Annotated in this window: 16 protein-coding genes; 4 read left to right on the forward strand and 12 right to left on the reverse strand. The window is 61.3% G+C overall.

The features are described 5' to 3' along the window. Positions 1-176: 176 nt before the first annotated feature. The 4 genes from copD to ASE80_RS25625 form a co-directional block, all read right to left on the reverse strand. A complete protein-coding gene (copD, locus tag ASE80_RS25610; RefSeq protein WP_056861374.1) occupies positions 177-1,034 on the reverse strand; it encodes a copper homeostasis membrane protein CopD in 858 nt (285 codons plus the stop codon). A 3-nt stretch (positions 1,035-1,037) separates the two neighbouring features. Beyond that, positions 1,038-1,403 (reverse strand): copper homeostasis periplasmic binding protein CopC, encoded by a 366-nt coding sequence (gene copC, locus ASE80_RS25615; RefSeq protein WP_056861375.1) that lies wholly within the window; start codon positions 1,401-1,403, stop codon positions 1,038-1,040. Between the two features lie 17 nt (positions 1,404-1,420). Beyond that, entirely contained in the window at positions 1,421-1,864 is a 444-nt protein-coding gene (locus ASE80_RS25620) for a GNAT family N-acetyltransferase (protein ID WP_056861376.1), read from the reverse strand. Positions 1,865-1,939: 75 nt separating this feature from the next. Beyond that, the gene (locus ASE80_RS25625) at positions 1,940-2,803 is read right to left on the reverse strand and encodes a GGDEF domain-containing protein (RefSeq protein WP_056861377.1); all 864 of its coding nucleotides are present in this window, start codon (positions 2,801-2,803) and stop codon (positions 1,940-1,942) included. Positions 2,804-2,991: 188 nt separating this feature from the next. On the opposite strand from ASE80_RS25625, the gene ASE80_RS25630 reads away from it, so the two are divergent. Then, positions 2,992-3,612, forward strand: coding sequence for a TetR/AcrR family transcriptional regulator (locus ASE80_RS25630; protein ID WP_056861378.1), 621 nt, complete (start codon positions 2,992-2,994; stop codon positions 3,610-3,612). Positions 3,613-3,735: 123 nt separating this feature from the next. Here ASE80_RS25630 and preA read toward each other — a convergent pair whose 3' ends face one another. The 3 genes from preA to hydA all read right to left on the reverse strand — a co-directional run bounded on the left by preA (position 3,736) and on the right by hydA (position 7,962). Continuing rightward, entirely contained in the window at positions 3,736-5,010 is a 1,275-nt protein-coding gene (gene preA, locus ASE80_RS25635) for an NAD-dependent dihydropyrimidine dehydrogenase subunit PreA (RefSeq protein ID WP_056861379.1), read from the reverse strand. After that, positions 5,010-6,377 carry an NAD(P)-dependent oxidoreductase gene (locus tag ASE80_RS25640; RefSeq protein ID WP_056861380.1) on the reverse strand — a complete coding sequence of 456 codons (1,368 nt, stop codon included), beginning with the start codon at positions 6,375-6,377 and terminating at the stop codon, positions 5,010-5,012. Before ASE80_RS25640 ends, preA begins: the two co-directional genes overlap by 1 nt. A 145-nt stretch (positions 6,378-6,522) precedes the next feature. After that, on the reverse strand, positions 6,523-7,962 hold the full coding sequence (gene hydA, locus ASE80_RS25645) for a dihydropyrimidinase (protein WP_056861381.1): 1,440 nt from the start codon (positions 7,960-7,962) through the stop codon (positions 6,523-6,525). 593 nt (positions 7,963-8,555) lie between these two features. On the opposite strand from hydA, the gene ASE80_RS25650 reads away from it, so the two are divergent. Continuing rightward, entirely contained in the window at positions 8,556-10,043 is a 1,488-nt protein-coding gene (locus ASE80_RS25650; RefSeq protein ID WP_056861382.1) for an NCS1 family nucleobase:cation symporter-1, read from the forward strand. A gap of 172 nt (positions 10,044-10,215) precedes the next feature. After that, positions 10,216-11,499 carry a Zn-dependent hydrolase gene (locus tag ASE80_RS25655; RefSeq protein WP_056861383.1) on the forward strand — a complete coding sequence of 428 codons (1,284 nt, stop codon included), beginning with the start codon at positions 10,216-10,218 and terminating at the stop codon, positions 11,497-11,499. Between the two features lie 344 nt (positions 11,500-11,843). Here the strand turns inward: ASE80_RS25655 and ASE80_RS25660 are convergent, their stop codons facing one another. The 4 genes from ASE80_RS25660 to ASE80_RS25675 all read right to left on the reverse strand — a co-directional run bounded on the left by ASE80_RS25660 (position 11,844) and on the right by ASE80_RS25675 (position 18,307). After that, on the reverse strand, positions 11,844-12,098 hold the full coding sequence (locus tag ASE80_RS25660; RefSeq protein WP_056861384.1) for a DUF6124 family protein: 255 nt from the start codon (positions 12,096-12,098) through the stop codon (positions 11,844-11,846). 429 nt (positions 12,099-12,527) lie between these two features. Next, positions 12,528-13,946, reverse strand: a complete 1,419-nt coding sequence (locus ASE80_RS25665) for an efflux transporter outer membrane subunit (protein WP_056861385.1) — start codon at positions 13,944-13,946, stop codon at positions 12,528-12,530. Next, entirely contained in the window at positions 13,930-15,096 is a 1,167-nt protein-coding gene (locus tag ASE80_RS25670; RefSeq protein ID WP_056861386.1) for an efflux RND transporter periplasmic adaptor subunit, read from the reverse strand. Before ASE80_RS25670 ends, ASE80_RS25665 begins: the two co-directional genes overlap by 17 nt. Next, positions 15,086-18,307, reverse strand: coding sequence for an efflux RND transporter permease subunit (locus ASE80_RS25675; RefSeq protein WP_056861387.1), 3,222 nt, complete (start codon positions 18,305-18,307; stop codon positions 15,086-15,088). The genes ASE80_RS25670 and ASE80_RS25675 overlap by 11 nt, the downstream gene beginning before the upstream one ends. A 225-nt stretch (positions 18,308-18,532) precedes the next feature. Here ASE80_RS25675 and ASE80_RS25680 point away from each other — a divergent pair, with 225 nt between their 5' ends. Beyond that, positions 18,533-18,943, forward strand: coding sequence for a PA0061/PA0062 family lipoprotein (locus tag ASE80_RS25680; RefSeq protein WP_056861388.1), 411 nt, complete (start codon positions 18,533-18,535; stop codon positions 18,941-18,943). Here the strand turns inward: ASE80_RS25680 and ASE80_RS31175 are convergent. Beyond that, positions 18,940-19,101, reverse strand: a complete 162-nt coding sequence (locus tag ASE80_RS31175) for a hypothetical protein (protein ID WP_164488410.1) — start codon at positions 19,099-19,101, stop codon at positions 18,940-18,942. The two genes, ASE80_RS25680 and ASE80_RS31175, sit on opposite strands and share 4 nt — an antisense overlap. Between the last annotated feature and the right edge of the window lie 121 nt (positions 19,102-19,222).

The raw sequence follows: 19,222 nt of genomic DNA on the forward strand, positions 1-19,222 counted from the left end.
GGGGTCTGTCAAGCAGAAGTTATACGATGACTAGGTGTGCATCGGTCAAAAGTGAGCACGGTCCATGTGGGAGCTGGCTTGCCTGCGATGGCATCAACGCTGTGACCTGTGGGACCGCGGCGTCTGCATCGCAGGCAAGCCAGCTCCCACAGTTGACCGTGTCTGGAAAGAGATCTTCAGCCAGCCATCACCATCGGTGGCAAGGTGCCCAGCAGGGACACCGCGGCTACTGCTGCAATGCCCAGCACCCATTCGAGCATCACACTGGCCTTCAAACTGCCCACTCGCTCCTCACAGCGCTCGATACGCAACCGGTTCAACAGCGCCAGCGCCAACATACCCAGCACCAGCAGCACCTTGATCAACAGAATCAATGCAAACCCATTAAACAGGGGCGTGGGCCACAGCTGCCCGGTCAGTACCCGAACATTGATCAAGCCCGTCACCAGCAAACCGGCAACCAGGCCATAACCCACACCGCTGAAGCGCTTGAGGATCGGCTCCAGTCCAGGCTTTGGCGACAGCCGCAGGATCAGCACCAGCAGCAGCAACCCGCCCAGCCAGGCGCCGACGCACACCAGGTGCACCACTTGATTGAGGATCAGCAATTGCCCGCTCAGCCCATTGAGCATCGCGCCATGGCCGACCGGGGCCAAGGTCGCCAATAGCAGTGCGGTCAACGGCAGGCGCAAGGCCGGCCAGGGTTTGATCAATACCACCACCAGCAGCAGGTTCAGCAACAAATGCCAGACCCACACCTGGCCAAAAAAGGTTTTGCCCAGCACCAACTGCACGGTGGCCGGTTGCAGCGCCGCGTCCCAACTGCCCGCCATGCTGGCGGTGATCAACAGCAACCAGGCCACGCCGGAGAACAACCCCAGCCAGGCCAGGGCGCGGGTGATGCGCAGCAGTTGCCGGTCGAGTGCCGGTTGCACTTCTTTGCCAAGCAGCCAGGGCCTGAAGGCACAGGCCCCGAACATCAACAGCACGACGATGAAATGCACGAAGCGGCACAGCACCAGCAGGGTTGCCATGGGTTATTGGCCGACCTTGAAGCTGTATTCACCGTTGCTCTTGTGAGTGTCGACCGAGACGGCGTTCCACACCACCTTGTAGTTGCCGGCCGCCAGCGGCGCGGCGGGTGTGACGACCAGGGTTTTCTTGTCGGCGTCCGGAGTTTCCAGGCCTTTGATGGCGACTTCGGTGCCGTCTTTGCTCAGGGACACTTTGGTGAAGGTGGCTTCGACGCCTTCGCTGAAGGTCAGGCGCAGGTCGGCAGGCGCGGCAACCGTGCTGTCGGCCGCCGGTGTCGAGCTTTTAAGGTGGGCGTGGGCGAATGCTGCCGAGGCACCCAGCAGGGAGGCGAGCAGGGTGACGGTGGTCAGGGCTTTCTTGATCAACATTGTTCAGTACCTTCAAGTCAGGGAGTAGGTAACGCCATGTGCAACAAGGGAAAGGGTTTGCCTTCGCCATCCAGCGGCGAGCGCGCGACCTGGATAAAACCATAATGCCGATAGAAACCCACGGCCTGGGGGTTTTGTTCGTTGACGTCCACGGTCAGCGTGTCGTGACGGGCGCGGGCGTGGTCGAGCAATTGGCGGCCGATGCCCTGGCCACGGCGCGCGGGGTCGATAAACAGCATTTCGACGTTATGCCCGCCAGTGCCGATAAAACCGGCGATACCGTGGTGGTCTTCATACACCCACACGTCGAGGGCCGGCATCGGCAGGTAAGCGTCGCGCACCAGTGGCAGCAAACGCTGAATGTCATCCTCGGGGAGGAAGTCATGGGTGGCCCGCACCGAGCGCTCCCACAGTGCTCCCAGCACCGGGTCGTCGGCGGCCACGCGAGGTCGAATAGTCATTGCAATGATCCTTCAAGTGGACCGCGATCCTAACCAATCCGTTTTTGGCGGGAAAGGTTCGCGCAGGAAGTTTCATCACTTGGCGGCCAACCGCAGTCTTTTTATCCGATACATATCGCTGTCTGCGTGGCTGAGCAGGGTATCGGCGTCTGCGCCGTCGGCCGGGTAAAACGCCACGCCCACACTGCACGACGGCATCTTGACCGGGCCAAACTCAGCGCCCAACGGCTCGGCCATGGCCGCGAGTATCTGCGCCACTTTGCTGCTGACCGCTTCGTGTGACTGCACGTCGGTCAGCAACACCGTGAATTCATCACCGCCCATGCGTGCCACCAGGTCGCTTTCACGCACGCAGCGTTCCAGCCGCCGTGCAATCACGCAGAGCACACGGTCGCCCACGGCGTGGCCATGCACATCGTTGATGCCCTTGAAGTCATTGACGTCCAGAAACAGCAACGCCAGCCGGGTGTTATCACGCCGTGCGGTGTGCAGGGCCGACGCCAGTCCATCGTTGAACAACGAGCGGTTGGTGAGGGCCGTCAATGGGTCATGGTGGGCGAGGAAGCGCAGTTCCTCCTCGGCCTGGGTGAGCGCCGTCACGTCCCGCGCCACGCCGATGCGCGCGCCGACTTCTTCGGACCAGAAGGCTGCCCACAGGATGTGCACCACGCTGCCATCCTTGCGCAGATAGCGGTTGCGAAAGTCCACATGGGGCCGGCCATTCATGACCCGCACAATCGAGGCCCGCGTGCGCGCCAGGTCTTCGGGGTGCATGTAGTCGGTAATGGGCGTGCCGGTCAGTTCATCGGCGCGGTAACCGAGCAGGGCTTCGCAGGCATCGCTGACAAACACGATCAGGTTGTCACTGTCGACCACGAAGACCGTGTCCAGCATCAGGTGGATCAATTTCGGGTAGAGGGCGTGCAGGTCAACGGCCATAGGTCTGGGGTGTCCGGTTCAGATGCGCCGATCATAGCCCGATCACGCAGGCTGACGCCTTGGAATACTGCGGGCTTTGCAGCGCAGGCGCTGATCACGCGATCAACGGCGTGTATCCTAATGAAGCGGTTCATGATGTGATGCTTGAAAATGAATTGTATTTAAAAGTGACTGGGGCTCCACCATCCATGGGCAATCACAAGATCGGCATCCGGCGCAGCAACGTCGAGAAAATCCTGTTGGCGGCGGAGAAAGTCTTCGCCGAGAAGGGCTATGGCAGCACCGCCATGGCCGACATTGCCGAAGAAGTGCAACTGCCGCGCTCCAACCTGCATTACTACTTCAGCACCAAAAGCGAGCTTTACAGCGCCGTGCTGTTCGACCTGCTGGACCTGTGGAAGCAGGACGCCCTGAGCTTTGAAACCTTCGACGACCCACGGGTTGTGCTCAGCAGTTACATCCGCGCCAAGATGCAGCGCTCGCGCACGCGGCCCTATGGTTCGAAAGTCTGGGCGAATGAAATCATCCACGGCGCGCCGACCCTCGGTGAAGCGCTGGATGAAAGCCTGTACGACTGGGCCAAGATGAAGGAGGCGAAAATTCGTCAGTGGGTGGAAGACAAACGCATCCTGCCGGTGGAGCCGTCAAGCCTGCTGTATTTGATTTGGGCCTCGACCCAGCACTATGCGGATTTTGATCATCAGGTGAAAATCTTGAATGATCACCAGCCGTTGTCGGATATGCAGTTCGAGAAGGCGATCCAGACGGTGACCAGTGTGATTTTGCGTGGGATTGGCTTGGAGCCTTGATGATCGTTCCCACGCTCTGCGTGGGAATGCCTCACTGGACGCTCTGCGTCCGCTCTTGGGACGCGGAGCGTCCCTGGCTGCATTCCCACGCGGAGCGTGGGAACGATCATTTCAAAAGGTAACTTACACAGCTTCGCGGTAAGGGTTACGCGGATCCTGCGTCCAGTTCAAAAACGGCTTGCCCGTTTCTATTGGCACCATCTCGATGCAATCGGCCACCGGGCAGGTGATCTGGCACAAATTGCAGCCGACGCACTCATCATCGATCACCTCGTATTTATGCGTGCCATCCGCCTGTTTCAAGCTGGCAATCGCCTGGTGCGAGGTGTCCTCACAGGCAATATGGCAACGCCCACAGCCGATACACGCCTCCTGATCGATCTTGGCAATTACCTGATAGTTGATGTCCAGGTACTTCCAGTCCGTGGTATTGCCCACCGCCCGCCCGGAAAAGGCCTGCAGGTTGGCGTAGCCCTGGCTGTCCATCCACCGCGACAGCCCGTCCTTCATCTCTTCCACAATCCGAAACCCATGCAGCATCGCCGCCGTGCACACCTGCACCGCGCCGCAGCCCAGGGCGACAAATTCCGCCGCATCACGCCAATTGCCGATGCCGCCGATGCCGCAGATCGGCAGCCCTTGGGTCTGCGGGTCGCGCGCGATTTCGGCGACCATGTTCAACGCAATCGGCTTGACCGCCGAGCCGCAATAACCGCCATGGGTACTTTGCGTGCCGACCACCGGCAGGGCGACCATGCGTTCCAGGTCCACGCTGGTGATGGAGTTGATGGTGTTGATCAGCGACACCGCATCCGCGCCGCCGCGATACGCCGCACGCGCCGCCACGCGAATGTCGGTGATGTTCGGCGTGAGCTTGACGATCACCGGCAGCGAGCAGTACGTCTTGCACCAGCGCGTCACCTGTTCCACATACTCCGGCACCTGGCCGACCGCTGCGCCCATGCCGCGCTCGGGCATGCCGTGGGGGCAGCCGAAGTTCAGCTCGATACCATCGCAGCCGGTGGCCTCTACCAACGGCAGGATGTTTTTCCAGGATTCTTCAACACACGGCACCATCAGCGACACGATCAGGGCGCGGTCGGGCCAGTCTTTTTTCACCTGGGTGATTTCCTTGAGATTGATCTCCAGGGAGCGGTCGGTGATCAGCTCGATATTGTTGATACCCAATACTTCACGGTTGGCACCGTAGTGCGCTGAATAACGTGACGAGACGTTGACCGCCGCCGGGTCTTCACCGAGGGTTTTCCACACCACGCCGCCCCAGCCGGCTTCAAAGGCGCGGACCACGTTGTAGGCTTTGTCGGTGGGCGGCGCGGAGGCCAGCCAGAACGGGTTGGGGGCTTTGATACCGGCGAATACAATCGAGAGATCGGCCATTACGCAGCCTCCACGTTCAGCATGAGTTGGGCGTGCATGGCCTCGGCGGCCAGCTTGCCGTGTTGCACCGCCTGCACGGTGAGGTCCTGGCCGAGGCTGACGCAATCGCCGCCGGCATAGATGCCCGGGATGCTGGTTTGCAGTTGTTCGTCGACGAAGATGCGCTCGCCCACGCGGTGCAGTTGCTGGGCCAACGGATCGTGCAGCGCCTCGTTGTCAAAACCCTGGCCGATGGCTTTGAAGATTGCGTCGCAGGCCAGTTCAAACGCCTCACCGGTGGGCTGCAGGCGACCGCTTTCCATGCGCGTGCGCAAAAAGCGCATGCCGCGCACACGGCCTTGATCATCCAGCAACACTTCATCCGGTTGAGCCCAGGTCAGCAGCCGCACCTGATTGGCCTTGGCGATCTCTTGTTCATGGTGAGTGGCGCCCATATCGGCCAGGCCACGGCGGTACACCAGGTTGACATCGCGGGCGCCCAGGCGGGCCATTTGCACAGCCATGTCGATGGCGGTATTGCCGGCACCGAGCACGATGCAGCGGTCGGCCAAGGGCAGTTGACTGAGGTCATCGGCCTGGCGCAGTTCGCGGATATAGTCGGTGGCGGCGAGCAGGCCGGGCGCGTCTTCATGGGGCAAGCCCAGCTGTTTGCTGGCAGCGAGGCCAAGGCCCAAAAATACCGAATCGAATTGCTGGTGCAGGTCGCTCAAGGTCAGGTTGCCACCCAGGCGCTGGCCGTGGCGGATCTCGATGCCGCCGATCTGCAACAGGAAATCCAGTTCCTTCTGGGCGAAGTCATCCACCAGCTTGTACTTGGCGATCCCGTATTCATTCAGGCCGCCGGCTTTTTCCCGGGCTTCGAAAATCACCACGTCATGGCCATGCAGGGCGGCGCGGTGGGCGCAGGCCAAGCCCGCAGGCCCGGCGCCGACCACGGCGATGCGTTTGCCCGTGGGTGCCGCGCGCTGGAACGGGTGTTCGCGAAAGTGCGCGTTGTCGATGGCGTAGCGCTGCAACAGGCCGATCAGCACCGGCGCACATTCTTCGGCGTTGTTACGCACGCAGGCTTGCTGGCACAGAATCTCGGTGGGGCAAACGCGAGCGCAGCTGCCGCCGAGGATATTGGCCGAGAGGATTTTCTGCGCGGCGCCTTGCACGTTCTCGGTGTGGATATTGCGGATGAACGACGGGATATCGATTTCGCTGGGGCACGCATTCACGCAGGGCGCGTCGTAGCAATACAGGCAGCGCGAGGCTTCCAGTTGGGCCTGGCGGGCGTTGAGAGGCGGCGCCAGGTCGGTGAAGTGGCTGGCGAGTGTCGGCCCATCTTCATGGGGATGGGGGAGGTGGGTCAGGGTCTGGATCACGGTTTTGGCCTCACGGTTTTTTTGGGATTGCCTCTGGCGGGCATTTTTGTTGCCTGTACCGGCCTCATCGCAGGCAAGCCAGCTCCCACATTTGAATGTGTTCGCACATCAACATGTGGGAGCTGGCTTGCCTGCGATAGCGGTCTCAGCGCTTTACAGCAGTGGGCCTGGAATGCTCGGCCCGCTTGCTCAACTGCTCAAACACCGCCGGGTACGCCGGCCGTTCCACATACCGCCCGGCACCGCGCTCGGCGCGCAAATCACCGTCGGCCCACACCAGCTTGCCCTGGCTGATGGTGTGGCTCGGCACGCCGCGCACGGTCTTGCCTTCGAAGATGTTGAAGTCGACCTTCTGATGGTGGGTCTTGGCCGAAATCGTGCGCGTGCCCTCGGGATCCCACAGCACCAGGTCTGCATCGGCACCCACGCGGATCGCGCCTTTGCGCGGGTAGAGATTGAAGATCTTCGCGGTGTTGGTCGACGTCAGCGCAACAAATTCCTGCATCGACAAACGCCCGGTGTTCACGCCTTCGTGCCACAGCAGCGCCATGCGGTCTTCGATGCCGGCGGTGCCGTTGGGGATCTTGCTGAAGTCGTCGCGGCCGGCGGCTTTTTGCTCGGCGCAGAAGCAGCAGTGGTCGGTGGCGGTGGTGTGCAGGTTGCCCGACTGCAAGCCGTGCCAGAGTGCTTCCTGATGCCCACGCGGACGGAACGGCGGGCTCATCACGTAACCGGCGGCGGTTTGCCAGTCGGGGTGCTGGTACACGCTGTCATCCAGCAGCAGGTGCCCGGCCAGCACTTCGCCGTAGACCGGCTGGCCTTTGCCACGGGCATAGGTGATTTCGTCGAGTGCTTCCTGGGTTGATACGTGCACCAGATACAACGGCGTGCCGATGGTCTCGGCGATGCGAATGGCGCGGCTGGCTGCTTCGCCTTCCACCTGGGACGGACGCGACAGCGGATGCGCTTCCGGCCCGGTAATGCCCTGGGCCATCAGCTTGCGTTGCAGGTGATACACCAGCTCGCCGTTCTCCGCGTGTACCGTCGGCACCGCGCCCAGTTCCAGGCAGCGCTCGAAGCTGGCGACCAGGGTGTCGTCCGCCGCCATGATCGCGTTTTTGTAGGCCATGAAGTGCTTGAAGCTGTTGATGCCATGGTGGCTGACCAACTCGGCCATCTCCTCGCGCACCTGCTCGCTCCACCAGGTGATCGCCACGTGAAAACCGTAATCGGAGGCGGATTTTTCCGCCCAGCCGCGCCACTGGTGAAAAGCCTCCATCAGCGATTGCTGCGGGTTGGGAATTACGAAGTCGATGATCGAGGTGGTGCCACCTGCCAGACCCGCCGCCGTGCCACTGAAAAAGTCTTCACTGGCCACAGTGCCCATGAAGGGCAGTTGCATGTGCGTATGCGGGTCGATGCCGCCGGGCATCAAGTATTGGCCACTGCCATCGAGTGTTTCAGTGCCGGCGGGAACGTCCAGATTCGTGCCAATAGCGCGAATTAGACCGTCTGCGCATAACACATCAGCGCGGTAACTTTCATCATGGGTAATAACGGTGGCGCCACGGATCAACAGCGACATGTCGAGTTCCTCACAGGCTTGACCGGCTTGTGCCAGTTCTAAGTGTTGTAATGCTGCTTGCCGATGGAAGGTTTAATCCTGTCATCGGTGACAGGAATAGAAACTAGCCCGAGTTTTTCGAATGAGCAAGAAGATTTTTCTTAAGCTTATAACGATTTTATCTTCATGATTTTAAAGGTAAAAAACTAAAAATACCCAAAATGTAGCGGCCGCTCACCATTTTGACGCACTTGACAGGTTCTTAAATTGAGCAACATTTCTTATTGCAAATCAGACGCTTGAGACATGCCACTTGACGGCATGAGTAAATAAAAATAATTGTGTTGCACCAGATTGAGTCCTGACAGTTCGGGCAACTTTCGCGTTATTTAGCCTGAGTAAGGCGACAAGTACCCAGGGCACAATCGGAAAGCTGATAAACATCAGCGAGTTATATAAGCGGTGCGGGTTCCGATGCGGTTGTCGGCACGGATTTTGAGTGCAGTGGCGGCTGGCCGAGCCCGTGATGTCATGTTGTTTACGAGGTACTCCGGCCATCCGGCGCCACGCGCTGGATGAGCAACAATAATTTTAAAAAAAACCGTGGAGCGGCCATGCAACAGAACAGATCGCAAGTCATTGAACGCAACGGCCTGTATGAACTCGACGCCGGCCCCGACGTCCTCGACAGCCCGCGCTACAACCACGACATGGCACCGACCAAGGTGCATGAACGCACCTGGAACAAGTGGCACATCACTGCGCTGTGGGTTGGTATGTCGATCTGCGTGCCGACCTACACCCTGGGCGGCGTGCTCACCGCCTATTTCGGGCTGTCGGTGGGCGAGGCGCTGATGGCGATTTTGCTGGCCAATATCGTGGTGCTGATCCCCCTGACCCTTAACGCCTTCCCGGGCACCAAGTACGGCATTCCGTTTCCGGTGCTGTTGCGCTCCTCCTTCGGCATCCTCGGCTCCAACGTGCCGTGCCTGATCCGGGCGCTGGTGGCCTGTGGCTGGTTTGGCATCCAGACGATGTTCGGCGGGCTGGCGATTCACCTGTTCCTGGGTTCGATTTTCGAAGGCTGGAAATCCCTCGGCGGCACCGGTGAAGTGATCGGCTTCATGATTTTCTGGACCTTGAACCTGTGGGTGGTGCTGCGTGGCGCCGAGTCGATCAAGCGCCTGGAAACCCTGTCCGCGCCTTTGCTGGTGGCGGTGGGAATTGGCTTACTGGTGTGGGCGATGCCGAATGTGTCCCTCAGCGAGTTGATGGCAATCCCACCCAAGCGCCCCGAAGGCGCGAGCCTCACCGGTTACTTTATGGCCGGGCTGACGGCCATGGTCGGCTTCTGGGCCACCTTGTCGCTGAATATTCCCGACTTCAGCCGCTACGCCAACAGCCAGAAGGACCAGATTCTCGGGCAGATTTTCGGCCTGCCGCTGACCATGTTCCTGTTCGCCGCCCTCGGCGTGATCATGACCGCGGCGTCGGTGAAGCTGGTGGGCGTCAGCGTCTCCGATCCCGTCACCCTGATCGGGCACATTCAGAGTCCGGTGTGGGTGGCTATCGCCATGGCGCTGATCATCATCGCCACCTTGTCCACCAACACCGCCGCGAACATCGTCTCGCCCACCAACGACTTCCAGAACATCGCGCCCAAGCTGATCAACCGCACCACGGCGGTGATCCTCACCGGCCTGGTCGGGCTGGCATTGATGGCCCACGAACTGCTGAAAAAACTCGGGCTGATTGTCTCGGATGTGAGCCTGGAAACCGTGTATTCCAACTGGTTGCTGGGCTATTCCAGCCTACTCGGCCCGATTGCCGGGATCATGGTGGTGGACTATTTCATTACGCGCAAACAGCAACTGGACCTGGCCGGTTTGTATCGCGACGACGTGTACCCGGCATGGAACTGGAGCGGCTTTGTGGCCTTCGGCGTACCGGTGGTGCTGACCTTGCTGTCGCTGGGCAGTGATGCGTTCAGCTGGTTTTACAGCTACGGCTGGTTCACCGGCTCGGCGTTGGGTGGGTTGTTGTATTACGGCTTGAATGTCAAGCGCCGTATCAGCCCGGTCGCCGCCAAATCACCTGTGTAAATGCGGTCACTGTGGGAGCTGGCTTGTCGAGTCGTCGCACCGCTGCGATTGCATCACCTCGGTTCGGCGGGAATACCGAGTCGCCTGTATCGCAGGCAAGCCAGCTCCCACACAAGCTCGGTTCACATTGGATCGAGTTAAATCATAAGAACCACAGCCTGAGGAGATCCCCATGAACGCTGCCCTGGACGTTCTGCAATCGACCCATCAGCACATCAACCGCGACCGCCTGTGGCAGTCGCTGATGGACCTGGCCAAACTCGGTGCCACGCCCAAGGGCGGTGTCTGCCGCCTGGCCCTCACCGACCTCGACCGCAAGGCCCGCGACCTGTTTGTGCAGTGGTGTGAAGACGCGGGTTGCACCGTGACCATCGATGGCATCGGCAATATTTTCGCCCGGCGCCCTGGCCGCAACCCCAAGCTGCCGCCGGTGATGACCGGCAGCCATATCGACACCCAGCCTACGGGCGGCAAGTTCGACGGCTGCTTCGGCGTGCTGGCGGGCGTGGAAGTGCTGCGCACCCTCAATGACCTCAAGATCGAAACCGAAGCGCCGCTGGAAGTGGTGGTGTGGACCAACGAAGAAGGCTCGCGCTTCCCGCCGTGCATGATGGGCTCGGGTGTGTTTGCCGAGAAGTTCACCCTGGCCGATACCTTGGCCAAGGTCGATGTGGATGGCGTCAGCGTGGGCGATGCGTTGAACGCGATTGGCTATGCGGGCACGCGTGCTGTCAGTGGCCACAAGGTGGGCGCGTATTTTGAAGCGCATATCGAACAAGGCCCGATTCTTGAGGACGAGAAGAAAACCATCGGCGTCGTGCTGGGAGCATTGGGGCAAAAGTGGTTTGACCTGAAACTGCGTGGCGTTGAAGCCCACGCGGGGCCGACGCCGATGCACCTGCGCAAGGATGCGCTGGTGGGCGCGGCCGCTGTGGTAGCGGCGGTGAATGCCGCGGCGTTGGGGCATCAACCCCATGCGTGCGGCACTGTCGGTTGCCTGCAGGCCTACCCAGGTTCACGCAATGTGATCCCCGGTGAAGTGCGCATGACCCTGGACTTCCGCCACCTGGAACCGGCGCGTCTGGATTCGATGATTGCCCAGGTGCGCAAGGTGATCGACGAGACCTGTGCCAAGCATGGGCTGACATTCGAACTGGAGCCCACTGCTGACTTCCCGCCGTTGTACTTCGACAAAGGTTGCGTGGACGCCGTGCGTGATGCGGCGAATGGGTTGGGGTTGTCGAACATGGATATTGTCAGCGGGGCAGGGCACGACGCTATCTTTGTCGCTGAACTGGGCCCGGCCGGGATGATCTTCGTGCCGTGTGAAGGCGGCATCAGCCATAACGAAATCGAGAATGCCGCGCCGGATGATCTGGCGGCAGGGTGTGCGGTGTTGCTGCGGGCGATGGTGGCGGCGTCGGCGGCGATTGCCAGTGGGAAGCTTGCTGCCTGATAGGGTGCTATCGCAGTACAGATATCTAAGCAACTTCTGTTGAATACAAAGTCTGTGGCAAGCGGGCTGTTGTGGCGAGCAGGCTTGCCCTGCGTTGGGCTGCGCAGCAGCCCCAAAAAACAGACGCAGAGTTCTTTCAGGAGTATCTCGGTGTCTACATTGGGGCTGCTGCGCAGCCCAACGCAGGGCAAGCCTGCTCGCCACAGAGGAATGTGGCAGCTTTAAAAAGGTGGGTAGATCCCTATGCTCATCGCAGGCAAGCCAGCTCCCATCTTTTGGTCTGTGAATACATTCCAAATGTGGGAGCTGGCTTGCCTGCGATGAGGCCCTGACAGGCGACGCCGTTACTGCACGCGTGCCTCGCCGCTTCCCTCTACGACCCGATCAACCAGCAACTGCACACCCTCCACCATCCGACAAATCCCCAGTACCACGCTGCGTTGCGGACCTTCAACTTCAAAAGCCAGGTTCGCCGCGATGGCAGTGATGGATTCCAGATCCTGAGAGGCATTGACCAGCAAGGTTTCGGTGTCGAGGTTGGGGCGGAGGGTGAAGAGCAGGTTTGAGTCGGAAGGTGGGTTTGGACTGTCTTTGATCATGAGGTAACTCCAAGGGGATGGAGCCATCACCCGGTCTTTCTCACAGACATGGGTGGCAGCTGTACGCGAGGTGAGAAAACCAAGTCCCCATTGGCTTGGCCACGCCGAAACGTGCCCGCGCACAGCCGCCATAACAGCAAGCACTTAAAAAGCGCCTGCACTGTATAGGGCGGGCGCTTATGCGCCTAGGGGAAAAATTCGGATTTCTCACGTCCGATCGCTGAATTGGCAGCGACCGGTGAAGACTAGTCAGCGCAGTTCCGAGCAGCAACCCTAAACACTTGTAGGAGATTTCCCGGATGCAGATCGTTCCCACGCTCCGCGTGGGAATGCCGCTCTGGACGCTCTGCGTCCGCCCTTAAAGTCGTGACGCGGAGCGTCACCGGCTGCATGCCCACGCGGAGCGTGGGAACGATCTACAGGGGAGATTCAGGCACCGGGTTGCCAGCCACCGCCGAGCGCAGTGACTAACCCCACACTCGCCTGCAACTGCCGGGTCTGCACGGCCTGCAAGGTTCGCTGCGCCTGCAACGCCGCCGTTTGCGCGGTCACCACATCCAGATAGCTCACGGCCCCGGCCTGATAGCTGTTCGTCGCCAACGACTGCGTATGTTCTGCTGCGTCCGCCGCCGCTTGCTCGTCCTGGGCTTCCTGCTGCAAATCCCGCAGTTGCGCCAGGTTATCTTCCACCTCTCGCACCGCTTTGAGCACATGGCTGCGGTACTGCGCCGACGCTTCTTCAAACTCGGCCTTGGCCTGCCGCTCATTGGCGCTCAGCCGCCCACCCTCAAAGATCGGCAGATTCACCAACGGCCCCAGCGCCCAGTAGCGGTTACCGGCAGACAGCAGGTTGCCAACCCCTTGAGTCTGCCCGCCTATCAACCCGGTGAGACTGAAATCCGGATACCACGCCGCCTTGGCCACGCCAATATTGGCATTGGCCGCAAACACCCGCCGTTCCGCCGCGGCAATGTCCGGACGACGTTGCAGCAGGTGGCTCGGCAGTTGCGAGGGGATGCCCGGCAAGGCAATCAATTGCTGGCTCGGCGGCAGCGTGAAGTTGCTGGCCGCCACACCCACCAGCTCACCAATGGCGTGCTCGGTGAGGTTGCGTTGCCCGCGCACTTCATCCAGTTGAGCCTTGGCTTCGGCCAGTTGGTTTTGCGCACGGGTGAGGTCCAGTTCCGAAGCAATCTGGCCTTCGTATCGGCTGCGGGTCAGTTGCAGCGCCTGGCTGAAATCCTCCAGCGAGCTGTTGAGGATCCGGCTCTGCGCATCCAGGCCGTTGAGCTGCACGTACAAGGTCGCCAGCTGATGCTGCAGGCTCAGGCGCGCCACCGCCAGGTCATCCCCGGAGGCTTGCGCCTGGGCATCACCGGCCGCGACCTGGTTGCGGATCTTGCCCCACAGGTCCAGGTCGTAGCTCAGCGAAAACGCTGCGGTATTGCTGTTGTACACCGACGGCTGCGTATCGCCGCGCAGTGGCCGCGAATCCGATTGCCGCTGGCGCAATGGCTGCGCACTGGCGGTGATTTGCGGGAACAGCCCGGCATGCAATTGGCTGGCATACGCCTGGGACGCATCAAAGTGCGCCAGCGCCGCCGCCAGGTCCGGGTTGGCGTTGAGCAGTTGCTGTTGCAGGTCATTGAGGTGCGGGTCGTTGTAGAGCTTCCACCATTGGGGTGCCAGTTGGTCGGACGGTTGCGCGCTGTGCCACGGGCCATCGCTGGTCTGTTCGCGGTAGCCGGCGGGCAGGTCAACCGAGGGCACCTTGTAGGTGGGCGCCATCGAGCAACCCTGCAAGGCCAGCAGCACCAGCGCCGCGAGAGGGTTAAACCTTATGCGCATGCGCACCTCCGGCTTGGGCAAGCGCTACCGGGTCGCCTTCGCGCAGCGCGTCGGGCGGGTTGTCGACCACGCGGTCGGCGGGTTTGAGGCCTTGGTCGATCACCAGACGCTCGCCCAGGTCCAGGCCGATGTGGATGTCTTGCAGGTGCACGTGGTTCTGCGCATCCAGCACCGCCACTTGGGTGCCTTGGGCGCGGAAGATCAAGGCGCTGGCCGGGATGCTCACGCCGTGGGTGTCGGCCGGGATTGGCAGGGTGGCTTCGGCGTAGTCGCCGGGCAGCAATTCGCCGTTGGGGTTGTCGGCGACGAATTGCGCAAGCAGGGTGCCGGAACGGCGGTCGATGGCGGTGGAGTCGCCGATCAGGCGCGCCTTGAAGTGCTCGCCAGGGTGCTCGGGCACGGTCAGCTCGGCCTCAAGCCCAGGATGGATCACCGACGCATAGTTCTGCGGCACCGGCACGTACAGGCGCAGTTGGTGGGTGTCGGCGATGTTGAACAGTTCCGGGTCGCTGTCGGTGTCGGCCTTGATCAACTGGCCGATATCGGTGTTGCGCGCGGTGATGGTGCCGGCGAACGGCGCGCGGAGGGTCTTGTAGCTTTCCAGTGCCGACAGCCGCGCGTAGTCGGCAGCAGCGGCCTCGGCGTTGGCTTTGGCCGCGGCAGCGTTGGAGGTTTTTTCATCCGCCTCCTGACGCGACACCGAATGGCTGGCGAGCAGGTTCTGCCAGCGTGTGGCGGTGGTTGCGGCCAGGCGTGCATTGGCCTGTTCCTGGAGCAGGCGGGCGTGGGTTTGCGCCAGCTGCTGGTCGAGGTCCGGGCTGTCGATTTCGGCGAGGATTTGCCCGGCTTTCACCTGGCTGCCGATGTCGACTTTCCAGTCCTTGAGGTAGCCGCTCACCCGCGCATGAATCGGCGCCTTGCTCCAGGCGTCGAGGTGCGCGGGCAGGCGCAGGGTATCGCCGGCCGCGTTGAGCTTGGGCTGGAATACCATCACCTGGGGGATGGCGGCGGTTTCGGTCCAGGCCGTCACCGCTTCTTCGTGGGTGGTGCGGGCGTGCAGGCCGTTGGCGACCAACAGGGCGGCCAATGTCAGGCCGCCGACACCCAGGAGCATCAGACGCTTGCGCGAGGGTTTGTGATCAGACGACATGGGGGGTTTCTCCAGCAACTTCGCGAGTAGGGTGACGACCGTGGACCAGGCTGAAGACCACGGGTACAAACAACAATGTGGCGATGGTGGCGAAGATCAAGCCACCGATGACGGCGCGGCCGAGCGGGGCGTTCTGCTCTTCGGAAATCGCCAGCGGCAACATGCCGATGATCATCGCCAGGGCGGTCATGCACACTGGGCGAAAACGCGTGTAACCGGCTTCCATGGCGGCCTTCAACGCATCGCCATGTTCGGCCAGGCGTTCACGGCAGAAGCTCACCACCAGGATCGAGTTGGCGGTGGCCACGCCCATACAGAGGATGGCGCCGGTGAGTGCCGGCACCGACAACGAGGTGCCGCTGAGGAACAGCATCCACACAATCCCCGCCAGTGCGGCCGGCAGCGCGGTGATGATCACAAACGGGTCAGCCCACGACTGGAAGTTGACCACGATCAGCAGGTAGATCAGCACCACGGCGCCGAGCAAGCCGAAGCTCAACCCGCTGAAGGCTTCATGCAGCGCATCGATCTGCCCGTGCAGGCTGATCACCGCGCCTTTGGGGCGCATGGAGGCGGTGTCATCCAGTACTTTTTGCACGTCACGGGCCACGCCGCCGAGGTCGCGGCCTTGCACGTTGGCGTACAGGTCCAGGGTCGGCTCGATGTTGTAGTGGGTCACCACCGCCGGGCTTTGCACGCGGGAGATGCTCGCCACGCCGCCGAGGATTTGCGATTGCCCATCGGCACCGGTCACCGGCAAGGCTTCCAGTGACGGCAAGCTGTCGAGGCGGTATTGCGGGGTGGCGGCGACGATGGAGTAGGACACGCCGTTGGCCGGGTTAAGCCAGAACGTTGGCGCCACCTGGGAGCTGCCGGCCAGCGAGGCGACCATGCTGTTGGTGACGTCACGCTCGGTGATGCCCAGGCCATTGGCGCGCATACGGTCGACGTTCACCTGCAACGATGGGTAGCCGGTGGACTGCTGGATGCGCAGGTCGGCGATGCCCGGAATATGTTGCAGGCGGCGCTCCAGTTCGATGGCGTAGGCGCGGTTTTCTGCATCGCTGCGCCCGGAGATTTTCACGTCCAGCGGCGCCGGGGCACCGAAGTTGAGGATCTGGCTGCTGATGTCGGCAGGCAGGAACGCAAAGTGGCTGCCGGGGAAGCTTTGCGGCAAGGCTTCACGCAGTTTTTTCACGTAGTCGGCGGTCGGCGCATGGTCCTTTTTCAAGCTGACCTGGATGTCGCCATCCTGCGGGCCGATGGTGCCGCTGCTGCTGTAGGCCATGTCGATGCCGCTGAGCGGGATGCCGATGTTGTCGACGATGGTGTCGAGCTCTGCGGCGGGGATCACTTCACGAATCCGCGCTTCAATGCGGTCGAACGCCGCCGCGCTTTCTTCAATACGCGTGCCCAATGGCAAGCGCACGTGCAGGGCAAGCGCACCGGCGTCGGTGGCCGGGAAGAAGTCCTGGCCCAGGCTCGGCAGCAGCAGGAACGAGGCCAGCACGCAGGCCAGGAAGCCGACGATAAAGCGCTTGCGTGCGCCCAGCGCCAGGGTCAGCAGGCCGTGGTAGGTGTCGCGGATATTCGAGAAGTGCCGCTCGAAACCCTGCTGGAAATTCAGCACCGATTGCAGCACGCGATTGCGCGGCTTCTTGTGCTGTTCACCTTCGTGATGGTTGATGAACTCATCTTCCGGGTGATGCCCAGGCCCTTGCTCCGGCACGTGCGGCTTGAGCAAAAACATCGCCAGGGTCGGCACCAGGGTGCGCGAGAGAATGAACGAGCTGGCCATGGCGAAAATCACCGCCAGCGCCATCGGCCGGAACAGGTAACCGGCAATGCCTTGCAGCAGGAACATCGGCACAAACACGATGCAGATACACAGCAGCGACACAAACGCCGGGCCGACGATCTGCGCGGCGCCGTCGAGGATCGCGGTCTTCACCGCCTTGCCTTGTTCCAGGTGCCAATTGATGTTTTCGATGGTCACCGTGGCATCGTCGACCAGAATCCCCACCGCCAATGCGAGCCCGCCGAGGGTCATCACGTTGAGGGTTTGCCCGGTGGCCGCCAGCAACGCAATGGCCGACAACACTGCCAGCGGAATCGAGGCGGCGATGATCAAGGTGGAGCGCCAGCTGCCGAGGAACAGCAGGATCATCGCACTGGTCAGCAATGCGGCAATGATGCCTTCCTGGGCCACGCTGCCCACCGATTGTTTAACGAACACCGAGGCGTCGCCCAGCAGTGAGGTCTTCAGCGACGGCGGCAGGGTTTCGTTGATACGCGGCAGCATCTGGCGAATGCCGTCGATGATCGACAGGGTAGAGATGCTGCCGTTTTTCAACGCCGGCATCAGCACCGCACGGTGGCCGTCGACGCGCACGATGTTGGTCTGCGGCGGCGAGCCGTCACGCACGTGGGCCACCTGGCCGATGGTGATGATTGCGCCGTCGACCGTCTTGATCGGCAGGTCGTTGAGCTCATCAATCGCCTTGGGGCTGTTGTTGAGCAGGATCGTGTATTCGTTGGGGCCGAGTTTGGCGGTGCCCACTGGAATGATCTGGTTTTGCAGTGCCAGCGCGTTGCCCACGTCCTGTGCCGACAAGCCTTTGGCGGCCAGCGCCTGGGGGTCGAGGTCGAGGGTGATCTGGCGTTGCTTGCCGCCCATTGGCGTGGGCATGGCCAGGCCGGGCAGGGCGCTCAGGGGCAGGCGGATATTGTTCTGCACCAGGTCGCGGATCTTGGCTTCCGAGAGGCTGGGGCTGGAAAACGCCAGTTGCAGGATCGGCACCGTGGAAGCGCTGTAGTTGAGGATCAGCGGCGGCGTGATGCCGGGTGGCATCTGCTTGAGCACGGTTTGTGACACGGCCGTGACTTGGGCGTTGGCGGTGCGGATATCCACGCCGGGCTGGAAGAAGATCTTGACGATGCCCATGCCGGGCAGCGATTGCGATTCGATGTGTTCGATGTCGTTAACGGTGGTGCTCAAGGAGCGTTCGTAGGTGTAGATCACCCGACCGGCCATGGCGTCCGGTGACAGGCCGTTGTACTGCCAGACCACAGCGACGACGGGGATGCCGATATCGGGAAAAACATCCGTGGGGGTTCGCAGGGCCGCCATCGGCCCGATGATGCAGATGAATATGGCCAACACGATAAACGTGTAGGGCTTTTGCAGTGCGGTCTTTACCAGCCCGAGCATGCGTGAACCTCCGAGGGAGCAGGATTGCAAACCCCGGCAGTCTTGCCCGACCCACCTAACACGCACCTTTCAGCCAGGTGAAGGAACATTTAGTTAACGGCTGAAGATCGTTTCATATGTATTCATTTGTTCTACATAAGGCCGCTCTCCAAGCTTGTAACCCATCGGCGGCGATACAGTTGAATCGCTTCCAGCCTTTTTACTGAAGCCCTTTGGAGCCCTGCCATGTCACTCAAACCTTTGTTGTTGATCCCCGCACTGGGTGTTGTTTTGTTGTTGTCGGCCTGCGCCGGCCCCCTCCCTAAAGCTGACCCGAGCGAAGCGTGGATCGGTCTGAAGGAAGAAGCGCCAAATGACCTGATGGCCGAGCGCGTCGACGGCCACCGCGTGGACGACGGTCGTTATTTTGAAGTGACGCCGGGGGACCATCGTTTGGATGTGACACTGTTTGAAGAAGAGCCGGGCGACGACAACCAGCAAGACTGCCAGGGCCGGGTCGAGTACAAGAATTTCAAGGCGGGTGAGCACTACACGCTGGTGGAATCCAGCCTGGGCACTACCGTGCGTGCCGTGCTCAAGGACGGTCGCGGCAAGGAAGTGGCCGCGACTCAGGACTTCAATTGCATGCCTGGTTAGGCGTGATGCACCTCGGCCTTGTGCGGCTTGGCCGGTGCAGCAGGTGTGACATGGGGGTGGTGATGCCGACGCGTTACGCGCATCACACCCCACAACATGGCGGCGGCTACTGCCAGCCAACCACACACCAACATGAAAATCGTTGTTGCAAGGCTCATTCCGGCCTCCTTTCGCCCCGCTGGGGGCACACACAGTCTTCTCAATGGACAGTCTAGTCAGCTGACGGTTGCGTGCTATTGACCAATGGTCGAATCGGTCCAACTTGTTGGCTATATCAGC

It is taken from the genome of Pseudomonas sp. Leaf15 (assembly GCF_001421425.1).
In the GTDB taxonomy this organism is placed as follows: Bacteria; Pseudomonadota; Gammaproteobacteria; order Pseudomonadales; family Pseudomonadaceae; genus Aquipseudomonas; species Aquipseudomonas salomonii.